This is a genomic window from Methylomagnum ishizawai (assembly GCF_900155475.1).
GTDB classification, from domain to species: domain Bacteria; phylum Pseudomonadota; class Gammaproteobacteria; order Methylococcales; family Methylococcaceae; genus Methylomagnum; species Methylomagnum ishizawai_A.
This window is the reverse complement of sequence record NZ_FXAM01000001.1, coordinates 3,304,190-3,330,461: the sequence shown is the minus strand read 5'-3', so window position 1 is coordinate 3,330,461 and position 26,272 is coordinate 3,304,190. Positions and strand designations below refer to the sequence as shown.

Here is a 26,272-nt window from a genome sequence, read left to right as displayed (position 1 = left end):
ATGTTTGCCACCGCTCCCAATGTGAACACCCATGGCGAATGATAGCCTAGAACTCTCGCTCAAAATCCAAGCCGCCGTCGAAGGACTGGGGGAAGTCGCCAAGCTGGCGGGCGAGATCGAGCAGTTGGGCGGCGATGCCACCGAGGTCCGCGACAAAGCCGGGGCGCTGGCCGAGCAGATGGCCGCGCTCGGCAAGCAGCAAACGCTGATCGACCAGTTCAACCAGCTATCCGGCGCGGCCAACACCGCCGAGAAGGCGCTGGAAGAATCCACCCGCCGTGCCGGCGAGCTTTCCCAGAAGTTCAAGGATTCCGCGATCACTGTCTCCGGCCTTCAGGGGGCGCTGGACAAGGCCCGCCAAGCCTTGGTCGATGCCACTTCCCCGGAGGAGGTGAAGCGTCTCAACGCCGAGATCAAATCGCTTTCCAAGGAACTGAAGAACGCGGAAAAGGGTTCCAGCGTCCTGGGATCGCAATTAAAGAACACGGAAGAAGCCACCGATAAGTGGAGCGAAAAGCTCCAGATGACCCGGGAGGAATTGGAGAAGCTCGACGGCGAAATGCGGGCGGTCGGGGTGGACACCTCGAATTTGGACAAGGCCCAGGCCGACCTCGCCGCCGCTTTCAAGCAAGCCGATTCCGCGGCGGAAAGATTGGTTTCCAGTTGTGCCGACCTCAAGCAAGAAGCGGAGCGCCTGACCCAAGTCGATTTGGCCAGTGGCGTCCTGGACGTGAAGCCGCACCGGCAGATCGAAGCCGAGATACAGAAGGTCCGGGATGCCTTCGACACCCTCAGGAACTCGGGCACCCTCAGCAATTCCGAACTGGCCCAGGCCGCGCTCAAGACCCAGCAGCGCATCGACGAGTTGAAGTCCTCGACCAATGGCTGGGCCGAAGCGCTGGGCAAGGCCCATGGCGAATTCCTCAAGGTCGGTGGCGCGGGAACGGCCCTCTACGCCGTGTCCAAGCAGGCCATCGAGTTCGAGTCCGCCCTGGCCGACATCGCCAAGACCACCGGCATGGGCGCCGAACAGGTGGCCGCACTCGGCGACCGCCTCAAGGCCATGGCCACCCAACTGCCCATCAACGCGGACGGCCTCGCCAAGATCGCGGCGGCGGGCGGGCAACTCGGCGTCGCGAACAAGGATATCGAGCAATTCGTGACGCTGGCGGCCAAGATCGCCAGCGCCTTCGATATCCCGGTCGAGCAGGCATCGGAGGCCGTGGCGGCGCTGACCAACAACTTCGGCCTGAGCATCCAACAGGTTGCCTCGCTGGGCGACACCATCAACGTCCTCGGCAACAAGACCGCCGCGACCGAAAAGGACATCGTGGCCGCCCTGGCCAATATCGGCGGCACCGCCAAGCAGTTCGGACTGACGGCGGAACAGGCGGCGGGGTTGGCCGATGCCATGCTGGCGCTCAAGATGCCGACCGAGGTGGCCAGCACGGCCATCAACGCCATGCTTTCCAAGCTCCAGACCGCACGGGTGGGCAGCAAGGACTTCCAGGAAGCTTTGGGCGACCTGGGGCTATCGGCGGACGCGCTCGCATCCCAAATCCAAGCGAACCCCCAACAGGCGCTGTCCGGTTTCCTCCACACCCTGGAAAAGCTGGACGCGCAATCGCGGGCGGAGATTCTCACCCGGATGTTCGGCGAGGAACACCAGGACGAAATCGGCCGCTTGGTCGGGGCGCTCAAGCTCTTCGACGACGCCATGGGCATCGCCGCCGACAAGACCGGCGCGGCGGGGGCGATGCAGAAGGAGTTCGAGACGCGGCTGGCGACCACCGAGAACCAGTTGAAGTTGATGAACAACGCCATCGAGGGCGCGGCCATCAACCTGGGCAGCGTGTTCCTGCCCGCCATCCGCGCCGTGGCCGAGGGCATCAAGACGGCGGCACAGGCCATCGCGGATTTCGAGGACGCCTTCCCCCATATTTCCGGCCTCGCGGCCAGCTTGGCCACCGCCGCCGCCTCGGTGGGGGCATTGCGCCTTGCGCTGTTGGCCCTGGGCGTGGTCGGGGCCAAAGCCTTCGACTGGGCCAAGGCCATCGGCCCCAACCTGACCAAGGACATCGGCGAGGCCGCCACCCAGGTGTCCAAGGTGCAGGTGGCTTTCGCCGGGCTGAGCGCCTTCATCGTCGGCTGGGACATCGGCACCGCCCTTCGTGAGAAATTCGAGATATTCCGGGTGGCCGGGGTGGCGGCGGTGGAGGCCGTCGCCAAGTCCTACGAATACCTGCGCTATTCCTATGAAGCCTACCAAGCGCTGGTGAGCAAGGACACCTTGGTGGCGGTCGAGGAGCGCCATCAGCAGCGTCTCGTGGAGATGGATGCCATCTTCAAGCAGATGTACGCCGATGCCAAGGACGGGGCGGACAAGGCCGCGCAAGGTGCCCAGAACGCCGCCGATAAAACCCAATCCCTCGGCCAGGCCGGGCAAAAGGCCGGGAACGATATCGCGGCGGGCCAGCAGCAGGCGCAGAAGGCCACCGGCGAATTCGCCAAGTCGATGGAAGAAGCCGCTAAGGCCACCGAGGGCGGCGCGAAGAAGTTCGGCGAACTGGTCGTCCAGTACGACCTCCTGAAGCCCGACAACGCCGACAAGCTGGTCCTCGCCATGGGACGGTTGGGCGAAGGCTCCGAGGGCGCGGCCAAGATCGTCCGCGACGAACTGCTCGCCCAGATGGAGAAGCTGGGCGGGCCGGAACTGCAAGCCGAAATCGCGGCGCTCAAGGCCAAGCTGGGCGATACCGGCATCGCCAGCGCCCAACTGGCCGAAGCGATCAAAACCGGCGCCCAGGCCCAGTTCAAGGCGCTGGGCCTGGATGGCCAGCAGGCGCTCACCGGCGTCAGCGCCAAGGTGCGCGATGGTGTCGCGGCCTTGGACAACCTCAAATCCACCTTGGACGCGGCGGGCGTGATCGGCACCCGCGCCGGCGGCGTCATCAAATCGGCGTTCACCAACGTGGTCCAATCGGCCCAGACCACCGCCGAACTCGGGGCGATCAGCGACAAGATCGTCGAACTCGGCCAGAGGGGCGAACTGACCTCCGACCAGATGACGAAGGCGTTCGCCCTGGTCGCCGAAGCCCAGAAAAAGATCGGTGTCGGCGCGGACGAGGTGAGGGCGGCCCAGGACAAGGCCAGCCGTAGCGCCAACGAACTGGCGGCGGCGGTGAGCGGACTCACGGCCAAGCGCGAACTCCTCGACAAGGAACACGAACAGGGTTTGTTGAGCGCGGACGGATTGGCGGCTGCGGAAAAGGGGTTGACCGTATCCCAGGAACTGATGGCCCGCGCCGCCAAGGACGCCGCCGAAGCGCTGCGCCTGCAAAGGGCGGTGGCGGATGAGACCGGGCCGAGCCTCTCCGAACTGGCGGCCAGGATCACCGAAGCCGAAAAGCGCCACGCCGCCAACGCCCTCGCCGCCGACCGCAACGCCCAGGCCCAGAAAGACCAAGCCGACGCCTCCAAGGCGGTCGCGAACGCGGCGGACCAAGAAGGCCAAGCCCTGCAACGGGTCTGGCTGCCGCTCGACAACAACATCGAAAAGATGAAGGCGTTGAGCCAGGCCACCGCCGATGTCTACGCGGCCATGCTGGAAGCCACCACCGGCCATGTCGATGGCGGATGGCTGGCCTACGCGGCGACGGTGGACGAGACCAACAAGGCCATCCAACGCCTGGAGCAAAGCAAGACCTACGTGGACGACCTGACGGCCGGCGTCAACGAGGCCGTCCGGTCCGGCCATAACCTCGCCTGGGCCGCGATGCAGACCACGGTGGGCTTCGGCGAACTCAACGCCCAGCACCTGGAAGGGCTGCAAGCGGGCATCGACGCCGCCAAGGCCAAACTGGAAAGCTTGAGGGACGCCGCAAAAAGCACGGTCAATTCGGTTTTGGACGAGTTGGACCAATTCAACGGCAACTTGGTCGCGGTCGAGAACCGCAGCTACGAGACCCGCAAGGCGTCCATCGAGGAACTGCTGCGGCAGGCCCAGCAGGCGGGCGACGCCCAGGCGGCGAACGACTACCGGGACGCCCTTGGCGCCCTGGAAAAACTGCACCAGGCCAAGCTGGCGAAGCTGGACGGCAAGCGGGCCGGGGGCGGCGACGTGAAGGCCTACAAGACCTATCTGGTCGGGGAAGAGGGCATCGAGCTATTCGTCGCCGACGACAAATCCAGCATCAAATACGTGGGGCAGAACGGCCCGCAATTGTTCTCCCCCAGCGCGGACGGCTACATCATCCCGCACGGCGACCTCGCCGGGCACATCACCGATACCAATGGCGTCGATCCACGCATTATGTCCGACCTGTCCTATGGCGGGATGGCCTATCTGACGCGGGATATGGGTATCGCCCGCCAAGGCGGCAGCCCCGAGGAAGTCGCCGACCCCGGCCAGTTCCTCAAGGATTTAATCGCCGGGAAGCTGGACCCCCAATACGACGTGATGATCGCCCAGGCCGACCAGATCGTCCGGCTGCGGGGTTCGCTGTCCGAGGCCTGGCGCAAGGCCCATCCCGCCGAGGCCGCGCAATGGGACGCGAGGATGGACCAGTCCAATCAGGCGCATGAGAACCAGGCGACGAACAGCTACGGGTATTACTCGCAAAACCCGGACTGGCAGAAAAGCCACGGCGTCACCCCCACCGCCAGTTATTCCCATGGCTCGAATTCCACCCCCGGCGGTTCCGGCTCCGGCTCCGGCTCCGGTTCGGGTTCGGGGGCGGACTATTCCGGCCTGTCCAGCGCGGCCTCCACCACCAAGTCCCGCGTCCAGACCGAACTGGCGCAATTCACCGCCGGCGGCGGCTATACGCCTGCGGCCACGTCCGCGCCGTCCAGTGGCGGCGCGTCCGGCGGCACCCTCACCCTGGTCCTCATGCTGCCGAACGGCACGACCTCCACCGCCCAGGGCACCCCGTCCAGCTTGTCGAACCTCACCACCCTGATGCAACAACTCTCATCCTACGGGTACGGCGCATGACCCTCAACGACGGCGCGACCGAAATCCTCCTGCCGGACGCCCTGGTCTGGACCGACGAACTGGCCTGGACGGCGGTCGCGGCCCAGGACGCCCGCGCCCTGGGCGGCGCGGTGGTGCGGCAGACCTCCGTGAAGATCGCGGGCCGTCCCATCACCCTGGCCCCGCCGGACGGCTTCTGGGGGGCGATGCTCCGCGCCGACCTGCTGGCCCTGCGGGCCTGGACCGACGATCCCGCCAAGCGCATGACCCTGACCTTCGCCGATGGCGACGCCTACGCCGTGCGCTGGCTCTATCCCGATCCCATCAAGGCCAATCCCCTGACCGGCTTCAGCGCCCGCGCCGCCGACGAGGTTTGGCTGCCCACCCTCAAATTCATCACCGTCGAAACCTGATATGGCCATCACCGAAGCCGATTTGAAGCTGTTCCATTCCCAGGAGGATTCCGATTTCGACTCGGGCGGCGGGATGCAGACCGCCGCCGAGATCGTCGACGGGGCGCTCCACAACCTGTTCGACGCCCGCGCCCAACTCGACGAGGTGGGCGGGCGGGTCAAAATCCGCAAGTTATTCGCCGGGGTCGATACCGATACCCAGGACCGCCTCCAGCGCGGCCATCTGGCCCTGACCGAAATCCCGGCGGATGACAGGGTGTTCGCCACCCTGTTCTCGACCCGCGATTATTTCGACCGACACGCGGCCCACGCCGCCTACATCGAGGCGTATTACGTCCCGGCGGGCAAATGGAATGGCTATGTCTACGGCACCCAGGTCAAAGGGGCCCGCGCCGTGGAAATCTGGCAGCGCGAGACCGCGGCCCTGCCCGAGGTGGGGACGACCTATGTGCTGATCCAGGACGAGGGCGGCGCGGCCCAGATCGAGCAGTATGTGCTATGCACCAATGTCGCCAAACGGATCGGCACCTTCACCGATACGCTGGGGGACTACACCAAGGCCATCGTCACGATGACGATTTCCGAACGGCTGAACCACAGCTTCACCGGCCCGGACGTGTCCAGGGTCGATCCATCGGCGGACGGCACCAAGGCCATCCTGCGGCAGACCACGGCGGCGGGCGCGGCCCAGTATTACGGCACCAAGTCCTTGGTGGCCGCCGCCGACCAAAACGCCCAGGTCGTCGTGGTCGATACCCCGTTCGTCCAGTTGGTGCCGGCCTCGACTATGCCGGTGCCGCATCTCGACCTGAACCCGAACGCGGTCGATACCACCCTGGTCCCGGCGGACAACGGCGTGGTCAGCGTGGCCCTCTACGCCAACTTCGGCGCGGGCATCACCCTGTCGCTGGGTTCGCCCCTCCAGATCGGCAGCCTGTCGATCCAGGCGGGCACGACCACGCTGACCGATGGCAAGGGCACGCTCTACAGCGGCACCACGGCGGTCGGCACCGTGAACTACCCGGAGGGCAAGATCACCGGCTCCATCGCCTGCCCGCCTTATCCGGGGCTGAAAACCGCCCGCTTCAAACCCGCCGCCCCCCTGACCACCCCGCAGCAAAGCCATGCGATCAAGGTCGCGGCGAACACCCAATTCCTGGTCTATACTGGCATCCTGCCGACCCCGCCGCTGCCCGGCACCGCCCGCATCGCCTACCGGGCGCAGGGGCGGTGGTACGAACTGGCCGACCCCGGCGACGGCGTGTTGGTGGGCGTGGATAGCTCCTACGGCGTGGCGCAGATCCGCTTCGCCACCCGCTCGTTCACCCTCAGCCTGACCGTCCTGCCCGATGTCGATACCTGGATCGTCGTCACCTACGGCGACGCCTCGCATACGCATAGCCTGGCGGGGACCACGCTCCCCAAGGCCAGCGTCATCCTCGATACCGTCCACGACCTCGCGCCCGGCGCGGTGGCGCTGTCCTGGGCGGGGGGCGGTGCCACCGCCCAGGACGATGGCCACGGCGGCCTGGTCGGCGGCGCGACCGGCGCGGTCCAATACGGGGCGAACCGGATCATCCTCCAGTTCGGTTCATTGCCGCCGTCCGATATGGAGATCACGGCCACCATCACGCCGCATATCAATGCCCACGAAACCCTGACCGCCCAGGTCGACAGCGGGGGCAACATCGCCCTGGCCCTGGCCCATGGCAACATCATCCCCGGCTCGATCTATCTGTACCTCACCGTCCGCCCGGATTGGGAAGCTCCGCTGGGTTATGGTTTGGACGAAACCGCCCGGCTGGGCTTCTACGACAACGGCAATGGGATATTTCCAGACCTGGACAGCGCCATCAACTATGTCGGCGGCACCCTCGGCCTGACCAATCCCCTATCGGCCCGGCCCTGGTGGAAACCCCACTGGGTATTGCGGGACGATGGCCGGTTCGTGATGGTGGAGGGCAGTGTCGAGGATATCACCGCCCGGATTCCAGACGGTGCCCGGATCGATGTCTATTACACCTATGGCGCGCCGGGATCGCCCGCCGTCGAAACCTTCACGGTATCGGAACTCTCCCTGGACTTGACCCCGAGTACGATGGAAGCCATCGTGCCCGGCTCCTTGCGCCTGGTCCTGGGGGATAAAACCTATGTCGACCTGGCCGGGTCCATTTCGATCTACAACCCGAACACGGGCGAACTCACGGGGGCGGGTAGCCTCGACTATGGCAGTGGCCGCGCCACCTTGACCGACTGGTCCAGCGGAGCCAACGCGCCCTCCCTGTCGGGCTTGGCCACCCGCATCGGCCCGGTGGTGGTGGACGAGATCGCCTTCCGCGCCCCTGGCGCCCCGGTCCAGGTCGGCAGCGTGACCCTGACCGCCACCGATACGGCGGGCAACACCGTTACCGCCACCTCGGACAATACCGGCCTCATCGCCGCTTCCGGCGTGGCGGGGCGGTTCAACTACAAGGCGGGGGTGGGGCAGGTGCGGTTCGGCGATATGGTGGTGGCGGCCGGGAACGAGGACCAGCCCTGGTATAGCCCCGCCCTGGTGGTGGGCGGGCAAATCTGGAAACCCCGCTGGGTGCTGGCCGACTCCATCCGCTACAACTGCGTCACCACCAGCTACCTGCCCGTCGATTCGACCCGGCTCGGGCTGGATGTGGCCCGGCTGCCCTCGACCGGGCAGGTGCCGTTCGTCGAGGCGGGCAATCTCGCACTCGTCCACCATACCGGCACCGTCACGGTCCCGTCGCCCACAGCGGGCGCGACGGTGGACCTGGGCCGCGCCGACCTGGAACGCCTCTGGGTCCGGGACGCCAACGGCCAGCGGGTGCCGGGCGACCGCTACACGGCGGACCTCGACGCCGGCACCTTGACCTGGGCCGCGCCCCTACCGTTGGCGGGCTACACCCCGCCGCTGACGGTCCACCACCGCATCATGCATAAGACCTACGTCTCCGATGTCACCATCGACGGGGCCATCGTGTTGCAATTGCCGCTGCCCCACGATTTCCCGGCGGGTTCGCTGTTTTCCACCGTGCTGGAAACCGGCGACCTACAAGGCCATGTCGAACGGATTTTTTCGCAATCGATCTGGGAAGGGGTGTGGAGCGATGTGGTCGTGGGCGGTTCGCCGGATGCCCAATACAACCAGGTCGATGCCCCCATCCTGGTGAGCAACCACAGCACCAAGGACCGCTACGCCCTGGTGTTCCAAACCGCCAGCACCTTCCAGGTCGTCAGCAAGGCCCGTGGCATCCTGGCCCGCGATATCGCCCTCGGTGCCGATTACACCCTGTTCAACCATGTGACGAACAAGCCCGAATGGACGGTCTACTCGGCGGGTTGGGGCGTGGGCTGGCAACCGGGGAACGTCCTGCGCTTCGATGTGGTCGGCGCGGCGTTCCCGGTGGAAATCGCCCTCACGATCCAGGCGGGCACCCATACCGTGGACCTCGACCACTTCACCCTCGAATTCATGGGGGACATCTGATGACGCTGCCAATCCATGTATTCCACTCCGGGATGCCCAACATCCCGCAACTCCCGGCCAACGGCGGGGCGGGGGCGCTGAACGCCCTGATCCACGCCTGCGGCGTGACCGGCTTCGGCGAGAAGACCCTGGACGACCTGTCCCACGTCGATGGCGTGGCGACGGCCAGTTGCTCAGCGGGCCTGCAACTGGCGGACGGCATCAACGGGATGCCGCACCGCATCGAGATATCCGGCAGCACCAACGGCTGGAACGGGCAATACGAACTTTCGGCCCCGCCGGGCTCCACCACCTGCACCTTCAACGTCGATCCCGGCCTGCCCGCCACCTGTACCGGCCCGGTCACGCTCAAGCGGGCTCCGGCGGGGATGACCCGGCTGTCCTTGGTCGACGACCAGGCCGTCTACCAGTTCCGCGATACCAATCTCATGCCCGGCTACCTGCTGCTGGACGACTCCCAGGCCCAATACGCCGCCGCCCGGCTGGCCGAGAGCGCCGTCGATCCGTTGGAATTCGGCACCATGATCGGGCTGTGTCCCACCACCCTCCAGGTCGGCGGACCCGGCCTGATCTGGCGCAAGACCAACAGCAGTGGCGACGACGACCGCCCGTTCGTCCTGGTGTTCTGGGCGGGCGGGCTGTACCTGTTTATCGCGTGGTATTCCAGCTATCCGACCCAGCACGACCCGTTCTATGCGGGCGCGTGCCTCACCCGGCGGGCGGCGGACGCCTTTCCCGGTATCATCACCGGCAGTACCGTTAACACCGTGCTATGGCCCGGCTACAACCACGGGTTCCACTTTAAATCCGGGGCCAGCCAAGTAGGGCAATACCTGCAACGCGGCTACGCCCAGGTCGGCAGCGCGATGCCGTTCCAAAAGACCGGCATGGCCTTCGAAAGCATGCTCGGCGGCGGCACCTACCCGGACCCGAACCCGGTGGACAACGCCAACGACGCCTGGGGGCCGATCGCCATTTCGGAAGGGACCACCAACACCGGGACGCCGGTGCGCGGCTTCATGCCGGGGCTGTGGGACTTGGTGAACTGCCAGAACCGCAGCCACCTGGACATCCTCCAGAACATGCCCCACCTGCCGGGGCGGCGCATCCTGTTGGTGGGGTGCGGCTATGGGTCGCAGGCCTATCCGGTGGGCTTGGATATCGACGGGCCATGGGGGCCGTGATGGCGCTGATCGACGGATCGAGTTGGGGCGGGATCGCCATCAACCGGGCGGGCGCGGCCCCGCAGGGCGCGGCGGTGGCGCGGGCCTCCGGGCGGTGGACCGCGCTGGACTTCGACTACGGCGGGCCGGGCCATATCGCCGACACCCTGGCCGTCATCGACCCGGACGGCACGCCCGAGCGGCCCATCGCCCGGCGGGTGTCGCTGCTGGACCGGCGCTCGCTGCGGGTGGTGCGCAGCGCCATCGCCGATCCCGCGACCGGAGCCTACGCCTTCCCGGACCTCCGCACCGATATCCCTTTCCTGCTGCTGGCCGACGACCGCGCCGCCGTCTACAACGCGGTGGTGTCGGATTGGGTCTACGCGGAGGTGTGATGGCCCGGCAAATCTTCGTCGACAACTTCCTGACCACGCTGCTGCACGATGTCCAGGACGGCGATACGCATTTTTCGGTGGCGGACGCCTCCCAGGTTCCGGCGTTCGAGAGCGGCGACTATCTCTATGTCCGCATCGGCTCGAACGCCCGCAATGTGGATATCCAACTGCTCGGCCGGACCGGCAATACCTTCGCCTGTGAATCCATCCCCGGCGACTGGAACGCGGGCAGCGCGGTCGCGGCCATGCCCTGCCGCCGGATGATGGAGGACATCCTCCAACTCATCGCCGCGGCCGCCGCGCCCCATGTCCATGTCCACACCCAGGCCACGCCCGCCACCCCCTGGACCGTGGCCCACAACCTGGGCTATTGGCCGTCCGTGACCGTGTTCGACGAGGGCGGCGCGGCAATCGAGGCGGAAGTGGTCAACGCCTCCACCGACCTGCTTTATATCCACTTCTCCACCCCTTTCGCGGGCACGGCCCGCTGCGAGTAGAACATGGCAAGATCAGTCGCCTGCGATCTGGATTTCGGATCGGCCTCCCGCCTCCGCAACCTCCCGGCCCCGGCCAACACCGACGAACCGGCCCGCCTGGCCGACCTCAACGCCGCCATCGAGGGCTTGAAGAACAAGGAATCGGTGTTCGTGGCCGCCCAGGGCAACGTCAATCTGTCCAGCCCCGGCGCGACGATTGACGGCCAGACCCCGGCCTCGGGCAGCCGGGCGCTGGGTTCGGTGCTGCTGCGGTTCCAGACCACCGCCAGCGAGAACGGCCTCTACCTCTGGAACGGCGCGTCCAGCGCCATGACCCGCGCCTCCGACGCCAACAGCGCCGCCGAATTGACCAACGCGGTCGTGGCCGTGCAGAACGGGACGGACGCCGGGAAGGCCTTCCGCCAGACCACCACCCTCGCGACACTGGGCACCGATGCCGTCACCTGGACCGCCTTCGGCACCGGGGCATCCGCCGCTACCACATCCTCGTCCGGCACCGTCCAACTCGCCACCCAGACCGAGGTCAACACCGGCACCGACGCCAACAAGGCGGTGACACCCGCCACCCTGGCCGGGTCGGCCTGGGCCAAGCGGAAGTTCACCGCGACGTTCGGGGACGGCAGCAACACCCAGTACGATTTCACCCACAACTACGGGACGCGGGACGTGCAGGTCGCGGTCTACCGCAACGGCAGCCCCTACGATGTCTGGGACTGCGAAGTGCAAATGCCGGACGTGAACACGGTGCGCTTGAAGTTCGCCGTCGCGCCGACCTCGAACCAGCTCAACGCGGTCATCATCGGATGAAGGTCCAGGGGCAGCTTTTAAGCCTGCCGGTCCTGGCGGTGGCGGACGGGGCCACTACGCCCAACCCCGGCGCCGGCCAGTGCTGGGCCTGGAGTTCCACGCTGGCCGCGCCGGTTTATTGGGACGGGGCGGAGTGGAACGCGGTTCCCGCGGGCGCTGGCGGATCGGGGGGCGGTTTGAACGTCGTCGGTGGGACCGGAACAGCGGCATTCCACCCCGATTGGTCTGGTGGCGCAGGTGGCGTGTTCGCCGATATTCCCGGAGCCACCTTATCTTTACCACAGGCGGCTATTGGAGGCTCGTTCGGCTATGAAGCGCAGGCGCTTTTATGGTTTAGCCCTAGTTCGGCCAACCAAAAATGCCTGTTCAAGCTCAATATATCCCTTCCTTACTCCATAAGCGCGAACCTCAAGGGCATCGAGTTTATTGTCCCGACCAGCACTACCGCAAATACGATAGTGCGTGGGGCTCTTTGGATGAGTTCGTTGGCGTCGAATACCCAATCAGTTGGTGAATATCGGCTACTCACCTGTAATGCCCTCATAGGGGGGTCCGTGCCTAATGAAACCTACGATACTCCGTTGATCATCACCCTACAGGCCGCTCTCTCGGGCACCGGCACCGTGCTTGCCAAGGGTGGCGCGTTGAAGGCTACCCGGCTGCTGTGAGCGGGTGTCCCACATGATCGGCCTCGCCCCTCTCAACTCGGTCCCGTTCAACACCCTGCACACCCCGGCCATCAAGCGCGGCTTGGTGGCCGGGGCGTCCTGCGCCTGGGGGCGCGGCCTGCCTGCCGTCCGCGCCGCCCGCGCCGGGGCACCCCTGGGTACCCACGCCCTCCACGCCGTCGATCTGGCCCTCGATCCGGGCCGGGGGCGGGTCGGCACCACCGGGCTGATAATAGGCCGGGCCGATGCCATGGCGCGGGGCATCCTCCACGGTGTCGGCCCGGGCGTGCGATGCCAAGCGTCCCCGCGCATCGTCCTGGACATCACCCAACGCCTCCGGCAAATGACGGCGTTCGTGTACGCCACCAAAACGCGCGCCCTGCGGGGATGGGGCGCGGCCTGGCGGCGCGGCGTCCGGGTGGAGGCTTTGGCCCGCATCGTCCGCACGGACGGGCTGCCCATCGATATCGGCGTTGCCCTCCGCCTCGATCCGGGCCACGCACTGGCCGACGCCCTCGACTTTTGGTTCGGGCGGGGCCATCGGCCGGTCTACGTCGCCCCGGTGCCCGCCGCCCCCGGCGTGCCCGCGCGCCCACCCTGGCGGGGCGGTTGGCACCTGGTCTTCGACCGCGCCGACCGCGCCGATGGGCATACCCATCTGGTTTTCCGCCGCCGCAAACCGGCGCTGCGCCTGCCGACCTTGGAGTTCTACGCCGTGGCCAATACCGCCTACGTCAAGCGCGTGTCGGACGACGCGCCGATCCAGTGCCAGTCCCTCGCCATCGGCGGCGACCGGGATTCCTGGTCGCTGCGGTTCTCGGGGCAATCGTTCCCGTCCGAGCGGGACAAACTCGCGCAAGCGGGCGGGCCGGTCGAGATCGAAATCGGCCTGAACGGCGTGGTGTTCCGCGCCCTGGTCAAATCGGTGCGGCCCGCCCGCCAGTTCGGCCAGGACTCGCTCGGCTTCGAGGCCGTCTCGACCTCCGCCGTCCTGGCCGCGCCCTACGCCCCGCTCGCCACCCGCACCAACGCCGGAGCCGCCTACGCCCAGGCCCTCGCCGCCGGGGAACTGGACGGCACCGGCTGGGCCTTGGATTGGCAAATGGTGGACTGGTTGATCCCGCCGGGGGCGTACAGCCTCGCCCAGGCCGCGCCCATCGACGCCATCAAGCGTCTGGTCGAAGCCGGCGGCGGCTTCCTGCAAACCGACCGCTCGGCCATGATCCTGCGCGCCCTGCCGCGCTACGCCGTCCTGCCCTGGCACTGGGACACCGCCCCGCCGGATATCATCCTGCCGCCCGATGTCATCGAATCGCTGGGTTCGGACTGGACCGAAAAGCCCGGCTACAATGCGGTCTACGTGTCCGGCCAGAACCACGGCGTGTTGGCTTGGGTGAAGCGCGACGGCACGGACGGGGCCAACCTCGCGCCGATGGTGGTCGATCCGCTCATCACCCAGGTCGGGGCCAATCGGGCGCGGGGCGAAGCGATCCTGGCCGACACCGGCAACCAGGAAAGCTATAACGCCGCCCTGGCCGTGTTCCCGGAGATCGGCATCCTCGCGCCGGGGCAGCTGGTCCAGGTCGCGGACTCGCCCGCCTGGAAGGGGCTGGTGACGGCCTTCTCGGTGGCCGCGCAATGGCAGGGCGACGGCGGGCTAATCATCCACCAGACCGTGACCCTGGAGCGCCACTATGTCGGCTAACCCGTTCGTCCAGTTGAAAACCCTGCTGGCGCCGCAAGCGCCGCTGTGGGTGGGGAAGGTGTTGTTCCACAACGCCGATGGGACCAGCACGGTGGAGCTGCCGGGCGGGGCGGTGTTGCGGGTGCGGGGACAGGGCGTGGGGGTTGGGGCGAACGCTTTTATCCAAGCCGGGGAGGTCAGGGGGGAAGCCCCGGCGTTGGATTCGGTGACGGTGGTGGTGTTTTAGCCGGGCGGGCCGGTATTCCCGGCCCGTCGCAATGTTCGGAAGGGGTGGGCATGGGTATGTGCCCATCCTGGGCTCGCCTCCGATTACGCTGCGCTAATCGGAGCTACATGGGCTATGTGGGCTTAGATGAATTTCAACCTAGGGCCAGCCGGAAACCAATAAGATCGCTGTGATCGCCGGGAAGGTTTTTACCCCGGCAGGCAGAACGCGCATGGCCGCCATCATCAATCCAAGAGCCACCGCGCAGTGTACGATGGGTTCCTTGAGGGGGACCAAAAGGATCAATTATCTCGCCATTGGGATAATTGCTATACCAATCCGCGCACCATTCCCAAATGTTGCCGTGCATTTCATAAAGTCCCCATATATTTGGGGGTAAAGACTTTACTGGTACGGTTTTATCTCGAAACATTCCTTCTCCTCCACCCGCATAGGGGAATTTCCCGTTATAGTTAACTTCTTCTGGAGTAATATTATTACCGAACGTAAATGATGTGCTTGTTCCAGCGCGGCAGGCATATTCCCATTCTGATTCGGTTGGCAAGCGTGCCACTAAATTTGGTACGATCTGGTTCAGTTTAGAAATAAAAGTTTTAACTTCTTCCCAGCTAACTCTTTCTACGGGTTTAGTAAAATCATTTCTAAAGCGACTATTGTTGCTGCCAACCACTGCCTGCCATAGGTTTTGAGTGCAACTTGTATCCGCTAGCCAATATCCCCGTGAAAGGATGACAACATGCTGGGTTTCGTTATCAAACCGCTCCGGCTCATCCTCCGGCGACCCCATCAAAAACCGCCCCGGTGGAATCCACCGGAAGCACTGCCGCGCCTCGCCCAGCGCCAGCACCATCCCCAGGCCGTATTCGTCCTCAAACCATTCGTCCGCCCAAGGGGCCGGGAAGGGATCGGGGAACAGCGGGGAGGGTGGGGCCATGGTCGGGTCTCCTGCGTGGGTTGGGGTTTGACAAAAATTCCAGGGGGTCGCTATGCTTCCGGGCAGGTGCTCGTAACACCTTTATCGTAAGCGGATCGCCGCGCCCGTCAGTCTGCGGTATTTTTACGCCCGAAATCCGGGCTGAACTCCGGTTTCTATGCCGGGAGTGCGGCTAATACAACACGGGTACGCCCGAAATACGCCCGCCGCCTTACGACGGTTACGAGCTCCCGACGCCCTACATTCGTAGTGCGCCAATTCCCTCGTAAGGAATCGTAAGACCATGAACGATCAAAATCTCGTGCCGGTTTTCACCGGCGAACTCAACGGACAGCCCGTCCAACTCGTCAATGCCCGTGATCTTTATGGCTTCCTGGAAGTCGCCCGCGACTTTTCCACCTGGATCAAGAAGCGTCTGAAGGATGGCGGCTTTATCCAGGATCAGGACTACCTGCTCACCCAAACGGGGGAGCAGCTTCCCAGCGGAACGAAGCATCGCATCGACTATCACCTCACCCTCGAAACCGCCAAGCATATCGGCATGATGGAGCGGAACGACAAGGGCCATGAAGTGCGCTGTTATTTCATCGAATGCGAGCGCAAGGCCCACGCCGCCGCAGCCCTGCCACCCCCGCCCGAACCCGCCGCCCGGATCAGCGAGCGGATTTTCACCGACTTCGACTACGGCATCGAGGCGGTGGCGGCGGTCAACCAGTTCATCCAAGCCTGCCTCGACGCCGCCCGCAGCGGCCAACCCCTGCCCAAGCTCGGCGAACTCCGCGACAAGATCGCCGATGGCCTGTGCGTCTACGCCCTGCACGAGCGCCGCTATCTGGTCTCGTTCGGCGGGCCGGTCCGGGTGACGCCCCTGCCCGAGTCCGCCACCGTCCTCGACCCGCACAACCCCAAGGACATGAGTGCCGCCGTGGGCCAACTGGTGCCGGTGGGCATGATTCCCGAGATTGTGAATTTGTGCGTGCGGCGGCTGGCGGGGAAAGGGGATTGAGCCGGGGCAGGGGTTTGCACCCCATTATGGTACGAAAGTGAAGTTTGGCGCGGCGGGCGCTCCGCGCCCGCCGCCCTCCCTCCGTCCCTCCGGGAGGGCGGAAAATCCCCTTGCCCTCCGGGCAACCCGCCCGGCGTCCCGCCGGACCGGCCTAGCCGGGCTTGATGGACCTCAGGCACGGGCGGAAGCCCAGGGAGTCGAAGGCGCGGCCGGGGTCGAAGGCGTAGCGGTAGGCGGAGCGCAGCCACCTGGCGTTGCCGAGCCAGGAGCCGCCGCGCACGGCGCGCGCCCGCTCTGCCTCCTGCGGGCCGATAGTATCCACCACGGGTTCGGTGCCATAATCGCGCGGCCCGTCCGCGCACCATTCCCAGACATTCCCCAGCATGTCGTACAGGCCCCATGGATTCGCCCGCTTCCGCCTCACCGGATGCGTCCCAGATGGAGAGTCGGGATATTGCTTTCCCGGCCAGCCCGTCGAGCCGTAACCGTTGGCGAGGTCGAATCCCACCCCGCTATTCCCCCCGTACCACGCGATCGGGTCCAGCGCCGGGGCATTGTTCTCGCCCAATATCTCGATAGGCCCGCTGTAAAGCGCCGTCTCCGTTCCGGCCCGGCAGGCATATTCCCATTCCGCCTCCGTCGGCAGGTCCGCTCGCACGCCCGGCAGCAGTCCTTCCAGCTTGCGCAGGAACGCTTGCGCGTCGTGCCAGGTCACTTGTTCCACCGGGCGCTCGGGGTCTTGGAAACGGCTGGGGTTGTTGCCCATCACCGCCTCCCATAGCGCTTGCGGGCAGGCCGTGTCCGCCAGCCAGAAACCCCGCGTTAGCGTCACCGCGTGGCGCGGGCTTTCGTTTTCCCTTCGCTCTGGTTCATCCTCGGGCGATCCCATCAGGAAAGTGCCCGGCGCGATCCACCGGAAGCGCTGGATGATTTCTTTGAACGTGGCAAGTGGTTCGTTAACCGGCGTATTAACATTCGCATACTCCACGGAGTCGACTTTTAGGTCGGCATAAAGGCCATATTCGTCCCTGCCTAACGCCGAGAAACAGCCCCAAGTTCCCTTGCTCCGGCCACTTTCACCCGCTTTCGTCCCCGGTGGACGCCAATACAGGCGCAAGATTTCCGGTGCTGTTTCGACTTCCACCCATAACCCTTGCCGATCCCGGCCCATTTTTCTCGCCCAATCCGGTTTGGTCACCAGATCGAACTCCCATTCCTCCCGGTCGGTGCGTAGCCGGAAACGGTCGGGCAATTCAACGAGCGGAATCGGCCCGGCCAGGGGAACGGGACGTTCGGGCGCGTCGGGTTCCCCCGGATCGGAAACCAGCAAAAGGGACACGCCGGTTTCCAAGGTGGCTATTAAAGAGCCTTGCGCATTTACCCCGCTGGGTTTGGCAATCAGGGCCGGACCCCGCTGCCACAAGGCCCAGGCTTCCGGTTTTCCCGCGCCACCCAATGCCCAGGAAACCCGCAAAGGCTGTAATCCCGGCGGAGGCTGGATTTCGCCGCGTAGCAGCCGCTCCCGGTGGGCCAGCACCCAACCGGCTTCCAGCCCAGGAGTCCGCGCCCAAAACTCGGCGGGCTGTTCCCGCTCGCCCACGCGGGCGATCCAGCTACGCGCCGAACCGCCCAGTCCGCCCGAATCCACGCCGCAAGTCTTCGCCAAGCGCTCCACGAACCGCCGCGCTGGTTCCGCTTCATCCGGTTCCAATGCTGCCCGCTCCAACAACAGCGCCAAAACCCGCGCCTCCTCCAAGGCGATAGCCGGGGATAAATGGACATGATGCTCCCGGATCAGCCGCGCCATGCCCGACCGGAGCGGCTCCGGTTCGGCCCGGAAGCGCTCCCGGTGGCGGGCCGCCGTGCCCGGCTCGTAGTAGAACGCCGCCAGGGTGGCGTGCGCGTCGGGATGGTTCCACGCCTCCGCCTCAGCGCCCACATCGGCCTGTCCCGCCGGGAGCAGCCAGCGGGCACAGCGCAACAAGGCCGGTTCCACCCGGATGGCGGGCGACAACAGGCCTAGCAAGCGCTCCACGGCGTCGGCATCGCCACCCCCGACCAACGGCGGCAACCGGCCCAGACGGCGCGGCGGGCGGGCGTTGCGATCCCAGCCAGCGGGCCGGAACAGCCGGGCCAGCTCGGCATCCCAGCGGTGCGGCGGGCAGGGCATCAGCGCCACCGGACGGCAGCCCGCCGCCTTCAACCGCAGCCCGAAGCGCAACCAACGGCGGCGGCGCTGCCCGGTGGCGTCGTAGCCGCCCAGGTCGCTCAACACCAGCACCGGCGTACCGGGCGGCGGCAAGCGGTAATCGCGCTCCCGTTCCCAGCCCTGCGCCCCGTCCAGCCAGCACGGCCCCAGCGGGTCGCCTTCCGGGAAAGCCGCCACCCCCAATCCCGCCCGTCCGCGCAGTACCGGCAGCCGCGCCTTTAACTCGTTGAAATCGCCCCAGAAGGGCCGCAACGGCTCGGCGAAGTCGATGAGCAACTGGCAATCCCGCGCCCAGCCCGCCCAGCGCTGGCGCGGCAAGCGCCGCAGCCAACGCCCTTGGGACACCGCGTCCACCAGCTTGGGCAGGTCCGGGCGGTGCGATTCCAAGACCTCCCCCAGCGCCAGTTTGAGGAACGGCCACAGCCTCGGCCAGGGCATCAAGGGCGGCGGGCGCGGCGGACGGGCACCCTTGGGCGCGGAGATTTCGGGATCGTCTTCGGCGAAAGGTTCGGCCTCCTCGTACCAGGACGGCACTTCGTGGACGGCTTCCTCCGCCGTCAGGCGGCGACGGCTGAGGGGGCGGAGGAATTGGGCTTGGGGTGTCCGGGCGGGAGGTGGCGTGATGGTTGTCTCGACTTTGACTACGAAATCGTCGAGGGTGAGATTCATAGTCGCCAAGACAGGCTTCGGTTCGATAACGACGCGAGGTTCATAACCCACCGCCGCCGCCAGCGCGTCCAAGGCTTCCGGGTCTTGGCCGTGCAGGCAACGCAGCAAATCCGCCCGGCCAATCTGGGGCCGCATGTCAAAGCCCCTGGCCGGGGGATTTCCTCAGCACGAAACGCCGCAGGATGTCGAGCAATCCGAGTTGTCCGGCCTCATCCCCCGGCTTCATCGCGCACACCGCCCGCAGCAGGTCCAGATATTCGGCCTGACCGGGCGGCGGCCAGCCCTGGTCGAGGGCCGTTTGCCGGTCTTCGATCAAGAGCCGGGCGGCGGCTTCCCGGACGGCTTTGGTACTGCGCTGGTTCTCGTCCCGATGGTCCTCCGGGAAATGCGCCGCGCCCCGCCCGCACAGGAAACCGGCCACGTCCTCCGGCAGGGACAAGGGCAACACCAAGCAGCGGCGCAGGAAGGCGGCGGGCAGTTCCCGTTCCTCGTTGGTGGTGATGACCACCAAGGGCGGCGGCACCAAGGACGCCCGGCGCACCGACCCGCCCAGGTAGGGCACGCTGAAATCGCCGTTGCCCAGGGTTTCCAGCAGGCTGTTGGGCAGGTCGGAATCGGCCTTGTCGATCTCGTCGATCAATACCACGCTGCCCTTTGCCGGGGTCCAATCCTTGGGTTGCTCGGGAATCGGCTCGGCGGGGTTGTGGCATTGCTGCCACTGCGCCAAGGCCGACTCGAAATCCAGCGCCCACCACAACGGGCCGGGGCCGAGGAAGCGTGCAGGCTGCAAGCGGGACAGCCGCTCGCTGCCGTCCGCGCCCGCGAGGATTTGCGCCTCGCCCAGCCGCGCCACCGCATCGAACCGCCATTGCAAGTCCTGGCATTCGGTGCGGGCGTTGACCACCACCGCCAGGAACAAGCGCCCGGTCGCCACCGCCGCCGCCCGCGCCAACTGGCTCTTGCCCATGCCCGGTTCGCCCCGGACCAGCAAGGGGCGGCCCGCCGCTTCCGCTGCCTGCAAGGCGTGGATGGCGTCCGGCTCGAACTGGTGGACGGATTCGGGCCAGGAGCCGAGTTTGGGGAGGTCGAGTTTCTCGGGGTAGGAGTGCAGGGTCATTCGTATTTCCTCAGCAAGCGGAGATATTCGCGGATGGCGACCAGCAAGTCGTCCTCCGGCACGATCAGAACCGGATCGCCCACGCCCGTGGCGTATACGAAAATACCGAAATGGGCCAGGGTGTCGCCCAACTTCTCGGCCCAGACGGGATTGGCGGAAATGGCCGCATAGCGGTCGTGCGGTATGGTGATGTGGTAGCGCTCCCCGTCCTTGGCCCTACGCACCAGGGTCTTCGACAATTGCCGCTGCCAGTTCAGATCGGTGGGCGGCTCGCACTTCTGGACCTTGAGCCAGATCAAGCGCAGGGTTTCCACCAGCGCGTCCTGGTGGGTCAGTCCCCGCTCCAGTTCGTCGTGGTCCAGGTGGTTGGGCGCGAATACCCCGATGCCGTCTTCCTTCAGCGCCAACTGCGGACAGTTCCCATTGACCCGCCCTTGGGCCACTTCCGCCCAGAGCGGCAGCTTTTCCGGGATATCCACTTTGCGCTGTCCGCTCCCGAGGTGTTGGGTTCCGATCTGCGCCCAGGCGTCGGGCACCGCCAGGACCAGCAGCCTTTCCAGGGCTTCCTTGGCATCATCGCGGGCGGGTTTCAGAAGATGCGGCTGTCCTTCCTTCACAGCTTGCAGGCCATCGCGGACGGCATCGTGCAGGGTGTCGATTTTCTCCTCGATGGGAAACGGCCCCGCCCCGCAGGGAACCAGCCAAGCCTCTGGATCAAGGCGAGGTTCCGCTTGCGCGTTTATCAAAGCCTTGCGGACTTCTTGCAAGGCGGGTTTGCCGAGTAGTTTCTTGATGGCTTCCCTGATTTCCGACCGGATGGCGTCGCATACCGTGCCTGGATTGGGCGCTGGCCCAGGTCCGTGGTTGATCTGGTCGCCGCTTTTATATCTCGGAACTTTAAAGTTGTACCAGGATTTAGGGGCGTTCTTATCTCCCCAACGGGCATCCGCTGACCACGCGCCGTTAGGTTCTTCCTTTTTGCGGGTATAAACCGTAAGCGTAGCGGAATAAGGATCAAATTTTATCAGGTTATATTGCAGGGGGATGCCAGGAACTTGATCCTTGGCGGGTGCCCCGAAAGTACCTGCACCGATAATATGGATTCCTCGGGCGTCATCATACTTGTAAAAATTTTCCTGGGCTTTGTGGATATGCCCATGCATACATACCTGAAAACCATTGGTGGTTAATTGTTGCAGGAAAGCGTCTTCCATGGCTTCGGGGCCGGTGACGGGATGATGCCATACGGCGATTTTTAGCCAGCCAGCGTAATTACCATCATGTAGGCGGTTAATCGCTTGCGCCAAAGCTTGAGGGTTAATGCCCGATCTTTGCTTGTAATGATGGTCTATTTCCCATGCGGAATTGAACCCAACGAATAACAACCGGTGTTCGGGCTGTTCAATCCAAGCAAATTGCTCCTCATATTGCAATGGATAGTCCAAGGCAAGGAGCTTTTTATAAAAGTGGTCATTGAAAACAGAAAAGCGTTTTTGATACTTGGGTTCGCTCCGCTTGAGGGAGCCTGCTTCACCGGCTGGTAAATATTCCTTGAGCAAGGGGTCTGGAGTTTTGCTTTTTGGTATAAATGCATAAGATTTTTCCGACAACTTCCAATTCAAGTCATGATTTCCCGGTACGATTACCAATTGATCGTGCGTGAGTCCAAACCGCTTCATGAGTCCATCGACCAAGTCGAAAGCGGCGGCATACTCCGCTTTCTCGGCATAATCGCCTATATCCCCTGAAATGACTAAATAGTCCAACCTGGGCACGTTCAGCTCGTTGAGCAAGTCGGTTTCAAGTTGGGTTCGGTAAACCCCGGCGGATTTAATGTCCTTTAAGTGCAAATCGGACAGGTGCAGCCAAACAATGCTCTGATCGGAAGCGGATGTGTTCATGGCGGTGAATGTGGATTGATGTTGTTGGAGTTCTTGGCCGAATTCTATGGAGATTGCCCTCGTCAGCGCCACATGAAATTCACCATCCATGCCCGGCAATGCGGCTACCCGGCCTGTCCAGTTGGGATTATGTATCGATTTCTTGGCGAAGATTGGGAACGGGCCTGAATCCTGCGCTCAAACCCCGATTTGGCGGGGGATGGCGGTTTGTGGCTGCGGCCCGCCCAAGGGGCCGGGAAGGGATCGGGGAACAGGGCTTGTAGGTTAGCGCAGCGTAATCGGGGCGGGGCTGGCGCGTTGCGCCACCCTGCACAGGTTCAGGCAAACTCGTCGCCTTCCCTGGGGGGGATCGCCGCCCTGCCGGGTCAGGATGGCCCGGAATGCCGCCAAATCGGCCCGCTCCTTCCGTTCCGCGAAAAACGCCGCCGTGTCGCCGCCAGTTTTTCGGCGATGGCGGTGGCGACGAATTGGTTCAGGCTGACGCCATCTTCCCTGGCGAGTTTTTCGGCGGCCGCCTTGACCGAGGTGGGCAACCGGAGTGGGTAGGTGTTGACGTTGCTCATGGGGTTAGCCTTCTCAAGGCATCGGAGGGTTTAAGCGCTTCGATGCCGAATTCGCCGGGTGTCCGGCCATAATCGCGCTGGTTGAAGGTCACGATGGCGTCCGCCCGGCCATTGACCGCCGCTTCCAGGACCATTTCATCCGCCGGGTCGCGCAAACGTGGACGCCATAAGAAATAGGTTCCCACGGGTTCGACCAGCACCGCGACGCCGTCCAGGAATTGCCGGACTTCCGCCTCGCCCGGCCGGCGGCGAGGGCGTGTTCCTTCCACAGGCAGGTCGCCTCGTGCTCGATGACGAGGGGCACGTTGGCGACCAGGGTAACGCGGCCTTCCAGCGCCGCCAATAGCAAACCATGGTAGCCGGGAGGCGGGGAATAGCGGGGAGGAGGGGGCCATGGTCGGGTCGGAGCGAACACCTTCGTCCAGGCCGGGGAGGTCAGGGGCGAGGCCCCGGCGTTGGATTCGGTGACGGTGACGGTGGTGATGTTTTAACTTCCTCCTCAAGCCGGGCACACCACTTTTCCAGCGCCGCCCGCTTCTCGGGCAAATAGTCGTAGCGGTCGTAATGCCGGGTCGAAACATCGTTCTGGATATGGTTCTGTACCATGTCCCGGTAGAGCTTCGGGATACCCACCTCTCCCATGCGGGTTTTCACTGTGCGCCGGATATCCTTGGGTACCCATGGCTCCATCCCGGATGCCCGGCAGAATTCCTGCACTCCTTGGGGTAGAGTGCTTGCGCTCCAAGGTTTCTTGCCCTCTGGGCTGTTCCGCGCCGGAAATATATATTCCACGCAGGGATAAACCTGCCGAATTTCCTCCAGCACCGACAAAGCCAGCGGCGTCAAAGGGATGCCGTGATCATGCTTGTTTTTCGCCCGTGCCGCCGGTAGCCACCATACGCGGGCATCCAGGTCGAATTCCGACCAATGGGCGCGGGTGACTTCACCAGGGCGCTGCCCGCCGGTCGCCAGCAACAACCTTACAGCCAAACGTTGTGGCAGGTGTAATGTAGTGGCGTTCCAGACGATGCGGATTTCTTCCCAGGACAACACGCGCTCGCCCACCGATTCCGCCGCCGCATTGCGGGGTACCGCGTCAACCGGGTTGATGTTGAGGCCAAACAGCACCGTCGCACCGACGCTGCGTGGATCATTGTCGTGTTGGATGCCGAAGGTGAACAGGCTATGCAGGTAGGACCGCAACCGGTTCGCGCCAACCTCGGCATCCCGGCTGATAAGGCGGTAAAGGACTTGCTTGATATGCTCCGCGGCGACATCGCAAGCTGGGCAATCGCCAATCAGTGGGAGGGCGTCTTTATCCAAGGCCCGCTTGATCTCTCCCACCGAGCGGGTACCTTTGGATTCAAGATGGGCAATATAAGCTTCTTGCATCTGCCGGACGGTGCCTAGCCGCCGAGCGGCCTGGGCCTTGCTTTGGGCCTCCTCTTGGGGATCAATACCTTGATTGACCAAGGCGTAAGCCGCCCTGGCCTTTTTCCGAGCTTCGGCCAGGGAGGTATCGGGATAGATGCCTAAGCGGAGGAAACGGCGCTTGCCTTGGTGGGTGTACTGATAGAAGAATGTTTTAGTGCCCTGGGCTGTAACCTGGATACCGAACCCCGGATCGCTTCCACCTTCATGCTTTCGGTAATTCTGTCCTGTGACCACCAGAGCTTTGATGCTCCGATCCGAAAATGCGCCCATACCGCCCCCGTACCGTAGTGCCTGCTATAGTGCATGATACTATGAGATTAACAGAGCTAGCTGTAGCGGGCAGGACAAGTTGAGACGATATAAGTCACTGATTTTTTAGGAATTGCGAGATGCCCCGGACAGAATGAAATCAATTGGGACTTTAGCTAGTCCGATAGCCTATCGGTTACGCTTTGCGCCCAGAGCACAAGCCCCGGCCCCGGCGGGCCGACCCATCCCCAGCACGATTATTACCGGAACTGCCATGACCCCCGATGTTTTCATCTACGACACCACCCTCCGCGATGGCTCCCAGCGCGAAGGCATCTCCTACTCGGTCGAGGACAAGCTGAAGCTGGCCCAGCAACTCGACGCCTTTGGCGTGCATTACATCGAAGGCGGCTGGCCGGGTTCCAATCCCAAGGACGCGGCGTTTTTCGAGCGGGTCAAGTCGCTGGGGCTCAAGCACGCCAAGATCGCCGCCTTCGGTTCCACCCTCCGCAAGAACACCGAGCCGCAGGACGACACCAACCTGCAAACCCTGCTCGCCGCCGGAACCCCGGTCATCACCTTGTTCGGCAAAAGCTGGGATTTGCAAGTGACCGATGTGTTGGTCACGACGCTGGAAGAAAACCTCGCCATGATCCAGAAGAGCGTGGCCTTCATGAAGGCCCATGGCCGCGAGGTGGTCTACGATGCCGAGCATTTCTTCGATGGCTATCGGGCCAATCCCGGCTATGCGTTGGCCACCTTGCGGGCGGCGGCGGAGGCGGGGGCCGATGTGCTGGTGCTGTGCGACACCAATGGCGGCACCCTGCCCTGGGAGATTGAAGACGCCATCCGCGCCGTGCGGGCCGAGCTTTCCACGCCCATCGGCATCCACACCCACGAGGACAGCGGCTGCGCGGTCGCCAACGCCCTGGCGGCGGTGCGGGCGGGGGCGGTGCATGTCCAGGGCACCATCAACGGCTATGGCGAACGGGTCGGCAACGCCAACCTGTGTTCCATCATCCCCGATCTGCAATTGCGCATGGGCAAGTCGGTCCTGCCGCCCGCGAATCTGGCCCGCTTGACCGAGTTGTCGCGCTACGTGGCCGAGGTCGCCAACCTGCCGCCGGAAAAGCATCTGCCCTATGTGGGCAGCAGCGCCTTCGCCCATAAGGGCGGGGTCCACGCCGCCGCCATGCTGCGCAATCCCGCCTCGTATCAAATCATCGATCCGGCCTTGGTCGGCAACCAGCGCCGCACGGTGATTTCGGAATTGTCCGGGCGCGGCAACTTGTTGGAGCGCTCGCAGAAGCTGGGCCTCGATTGCAGCGGCGAGCAGGCCGGCGAAATGCTGAACCAGATCAAGGAACTGGAGGCGCAGGGCTTTTCCTTCGAGAGCGCGGAAGGTTCGGTCGATGTGATGATGCACCGTTTGCAGCCGACGTATGAGCCGCCGTTCGAGTTGATCGATTTCGTGGTGATGGTCGAGCATCGCCAGGGCCGGGGGATTCTGACCGACGCCATGGTCAAGGTGCGGGTGGGCGAACAGGTCATCCATACCGCCGCCGAGGGCATGGGTCCGGTCAGCGCCCTCGATACCGCGCTGCGGAAAGCGTTGCGCGAGGTCTACCCGGATTTGGACCCGGTGCGGCTGGACGACTACAAGGTCCGCATCCTCGACAGCGAGACCGGCACCGATGCCGTGGTGCGGGTTTTGATCGACACCAAGGACGGGGCGCGGCGCTGGAGTACGGTGGGGGCCAGCCCCAATATCATCGAAGCCAGTTGGCGGGCCATGTCCGACAGCTTGGAATATGCCTTGCTCAATCTGAACAAGAACTAGCG

General features: G+C 64.6%; 19 protein-coding genes. 12 read left to right on the top strand and 7 right to left on the bottom strand.

Annotated elements, in window-relative coordinates; genetic code table 11:
* Positions 1-31 precede the first annotated feature (31 nt).
* From B9N93_RS14785 to B9N93_RS14740, 10 genes are all read left to right on the top strand, one after another.
* Positions 32-4,996, top strand: a complete 4,965-nt coding sequence (locus B9N93_RS14785) for a phage tail tape measure protein (protein ID WP_085214937.1) — start codon at positions 32-34, stop codon at positions 4,994-4,996.
* Entirely contained in the window at positions 4,993-5,388 is a 396-nt protein-coding gene (locus B9N93_RS14780; protein ID WP_085214936.1) for a hypothetical protein, read from the top strand. Before B9N93_RS14785 ends, B9N93_RS14780 begins: the two co-directional genes overlap by 4 nt.
* Before the next feature lies 1 nt (position 5,389).
* A complete protein-coding gene (locus tag B9N93_RS14775) occupies positions 5,390-8,887 on the top strand; it encodes a hypothetical protein (protein ID WP_085214934.1) in 3,498 nt (1,165 codons plus the stop codon).
* Positions 8,887-10,071, top strand: a complete 1,185-nt coding sequence (locus B9N93_RS14770; protein ID WP_085214931.1) for a hypothetical protein — start codon at positions 8,887-8,889, stop codon at positions 10,069-10,071. The genes B9N93_RS14775 and B9N93_RS14770 overlap by 1 nt, the downstream gene beginning before the upstream one ends.
* Positions 10,071-10,445: a hypothetical protein gene (locus B9N93_RS14765; RefSeq protein WP_125469004.1), complete on the top strand. Its 375-nt coding sequence runs from the start codon at positions 10,071-10,073 to the stop codon at positions 10,443-10,445. Before B9N93_RS14770 ends, B9N93_RS14765 begins: the two co-directional genes overlap by 1 nt.
* Positions 10,445-10,942 carry a hypothetical protein gene (locus B9N93_RS14760; protein ID WP_085214927.1) on the top strand — a complete coding sequence of 166 codons (498 nt, stop codon included), beginning with the start codon at positions 10,445-10,447 and terminating at the stop codon, positions 10,940-10,942. The genes B9N93_RS14765 and B9N93_RS14760 overlap by 1 nt, the downstream gene beginning before the upstream one ends.
* A 3-nt stretch (positions 10,943-10,945) precedes the next feature.
* Positions 10,946-11,749 (top strand): hypothetical protein, encoded by an 804-nt coding sequence (locus tag B9N93_RS14755; protein WP_085214925.1) that lies wholly within the window; start codon positions 10,946-10,948, stop codon positions 11,747-11,749.
* A 176-nt stretch (positions 11,750-11,925) separates the two neighbouring features.
* Positions 11,926-12,417, top strand: a complete 492-nt coding sequence (locus B9N93_RS14750) for a hypothetical protein (RefSeq protein WP_125469003.1) — start codon at positions 11,926-11,928, stop codon at positions 12,415-12,417.
* Between the two features lie 13 nt (positions 12,418-12,430).
* Positions 12,431-14,122 carry a hypothetical protein gene (locus tag B9N93_RS14745; protein ID WP_085214921.1) on the top strand — a complete coding sequence of 564 codons (1,692 nt, stop codon included), beginning with the start codon at positions 12,431-12,433 and terminating at the stop codon, positions 14,120-14,122.
* Entirely contained in the window at positions 14,112-14,348 is a 237-nt protein-coding gene (locus B9N93_RS14740; RefSeq protein ID WP_085214919.1) for a hypothetical protein, read from the top strand. The genes B9N93_RS14745 and B9N93_RS14740 overlap by 11 nt, the downstream gene beginning before the upstream one ends.
* 133 nt (positions 14,349-14,481) lie before the next feature.
* Here B9N93_RS14740 and B9N93_RS14735 read toward each other — a convergent pair whose 3' ends face one another.
* A complete protein-coding gene (locus B9N93_RS14735) occupies positions 14,482-15,282 on the bottom strand; it encodes a formylglycine-generating enzyme family protein (protein ID WP_085214917.1) in 801 nt (266 codons plus the stop codon).
* A 283-nt stretch (positions 15,283-15,565) separates the two neighbouring features.
* Between B9N93_RS14735 and B9N93_RS14730 the strand changes: the two genes are divergently transcribed.
* Positions 15,566-16,288, top strand: coding sequence for an antA/AntB antirepressor family protein (locus tag B9N93_RS14730; protein WP_085214915.1), 723 nt, complete (start codon positions 15,566-15,568; stop codon positions 16,286-16,288).
* 151 nt (positions 16,289-16,439) lie between these two features.
* On the opposite strand, the gene B9N93_RS26060 is transcribed toward B9N93_RS14730, so the two are convergent.
* From B9N93_RS26060 to B9N93_RS14700, 6 genes are all read right to left on the bottom strand, one after another.
* The gene (locus B9N93_RS26060) at positions 16,440-19,301 is read right to left on the bottom strand and encodes a formylglycine-generating enzyme family protein (protein ID WP_217807309.1); all 2,862 of its coding nucleotides are present in this window, start codon (positions 19,299-19,301) and stop codon (positions 16,440-16,442) included.
* Position 19,302: 1 nt separating this feature from the next.
* Positions 19,303-20,283 carry an AAA family ATPase gene (locus B9N93_RS14720; RefSeq protein WP_085214913.1) on the bottom strand — a complete coding sequence of 327 codons (981 nt, stop codon included), beginning with the start codon at positions 20,281-20,283 and terminating at the stop codon, positions 19,303-19,305.
* Entirely contained in the window at positions 20,280-22,274 is a 1,995-nt protein-coding gene (locus B9N93_RS14715; RefSeq protein WP_085214911.1) for a metallophosphoesterase family protein, read from the bottom strand. The genes B9N93_RS14720 and B9N93_RS14715 overlap by 4 nt, the downstream gene beginning before the upstream one ends.
* 275 nt (positions 22,275-22,549) lie before the next feature.
* Positions 22,550-22,747, bottom strand: coding sequence for a YlcI/YnfO family protein (locus B9N93_RS14710; protein WP_217807308.1), 198 nt, complete (start codon positions 22,745-22,747; stop codon positions 22,550-22,552).
* On the bottom strand, positions 22,744-23,016 hold the full coding sequence (locus B9N93_RS14705; protein WP_217807307.1) for a PIN domain-containing protein: 273 nt from the start codon (positions 23,014-23,016) through the stop codon (positions 22,744-22,746). Before B9N93_RS14705 ends, B9N93_RS14710 begins: the two co-directional genes overlap by 4 nt.
* A 166-nt stretch (positions 23,017-23,182) precedes the next feature.
* Complete coding sequence (locus B9N93_RS14700) at positions 23,183-24,451, bottom strand: tyrosine-type recombinase/integrase (protein WP_085214909.1); 1,269 nt, start codon at positions 24,449-24,451, stop codon at positions 23,183-23,185.
* A gap of 253 nt (positions 24,452-24,704) precedes the next feature.
* On the opposite strand from B9N93_RS14700, the gene cimA reads away from it, so the two are divergent.
* Positions 24,705-26,270 carry a citramalate synthase gene (cimA, locus tag B9N93_RS14695; RefSeq protein WP_085214907.1) on the top strand — a complete coding sequence of 522 codons (1,566 nt, stop codon included), beginning with the start codon at positions 24,705-24,707 and terminating at the stop codon, positions 26,268-26,270.
* Positions 26,271-26,272: the final 2 nt, after the last annotated feature.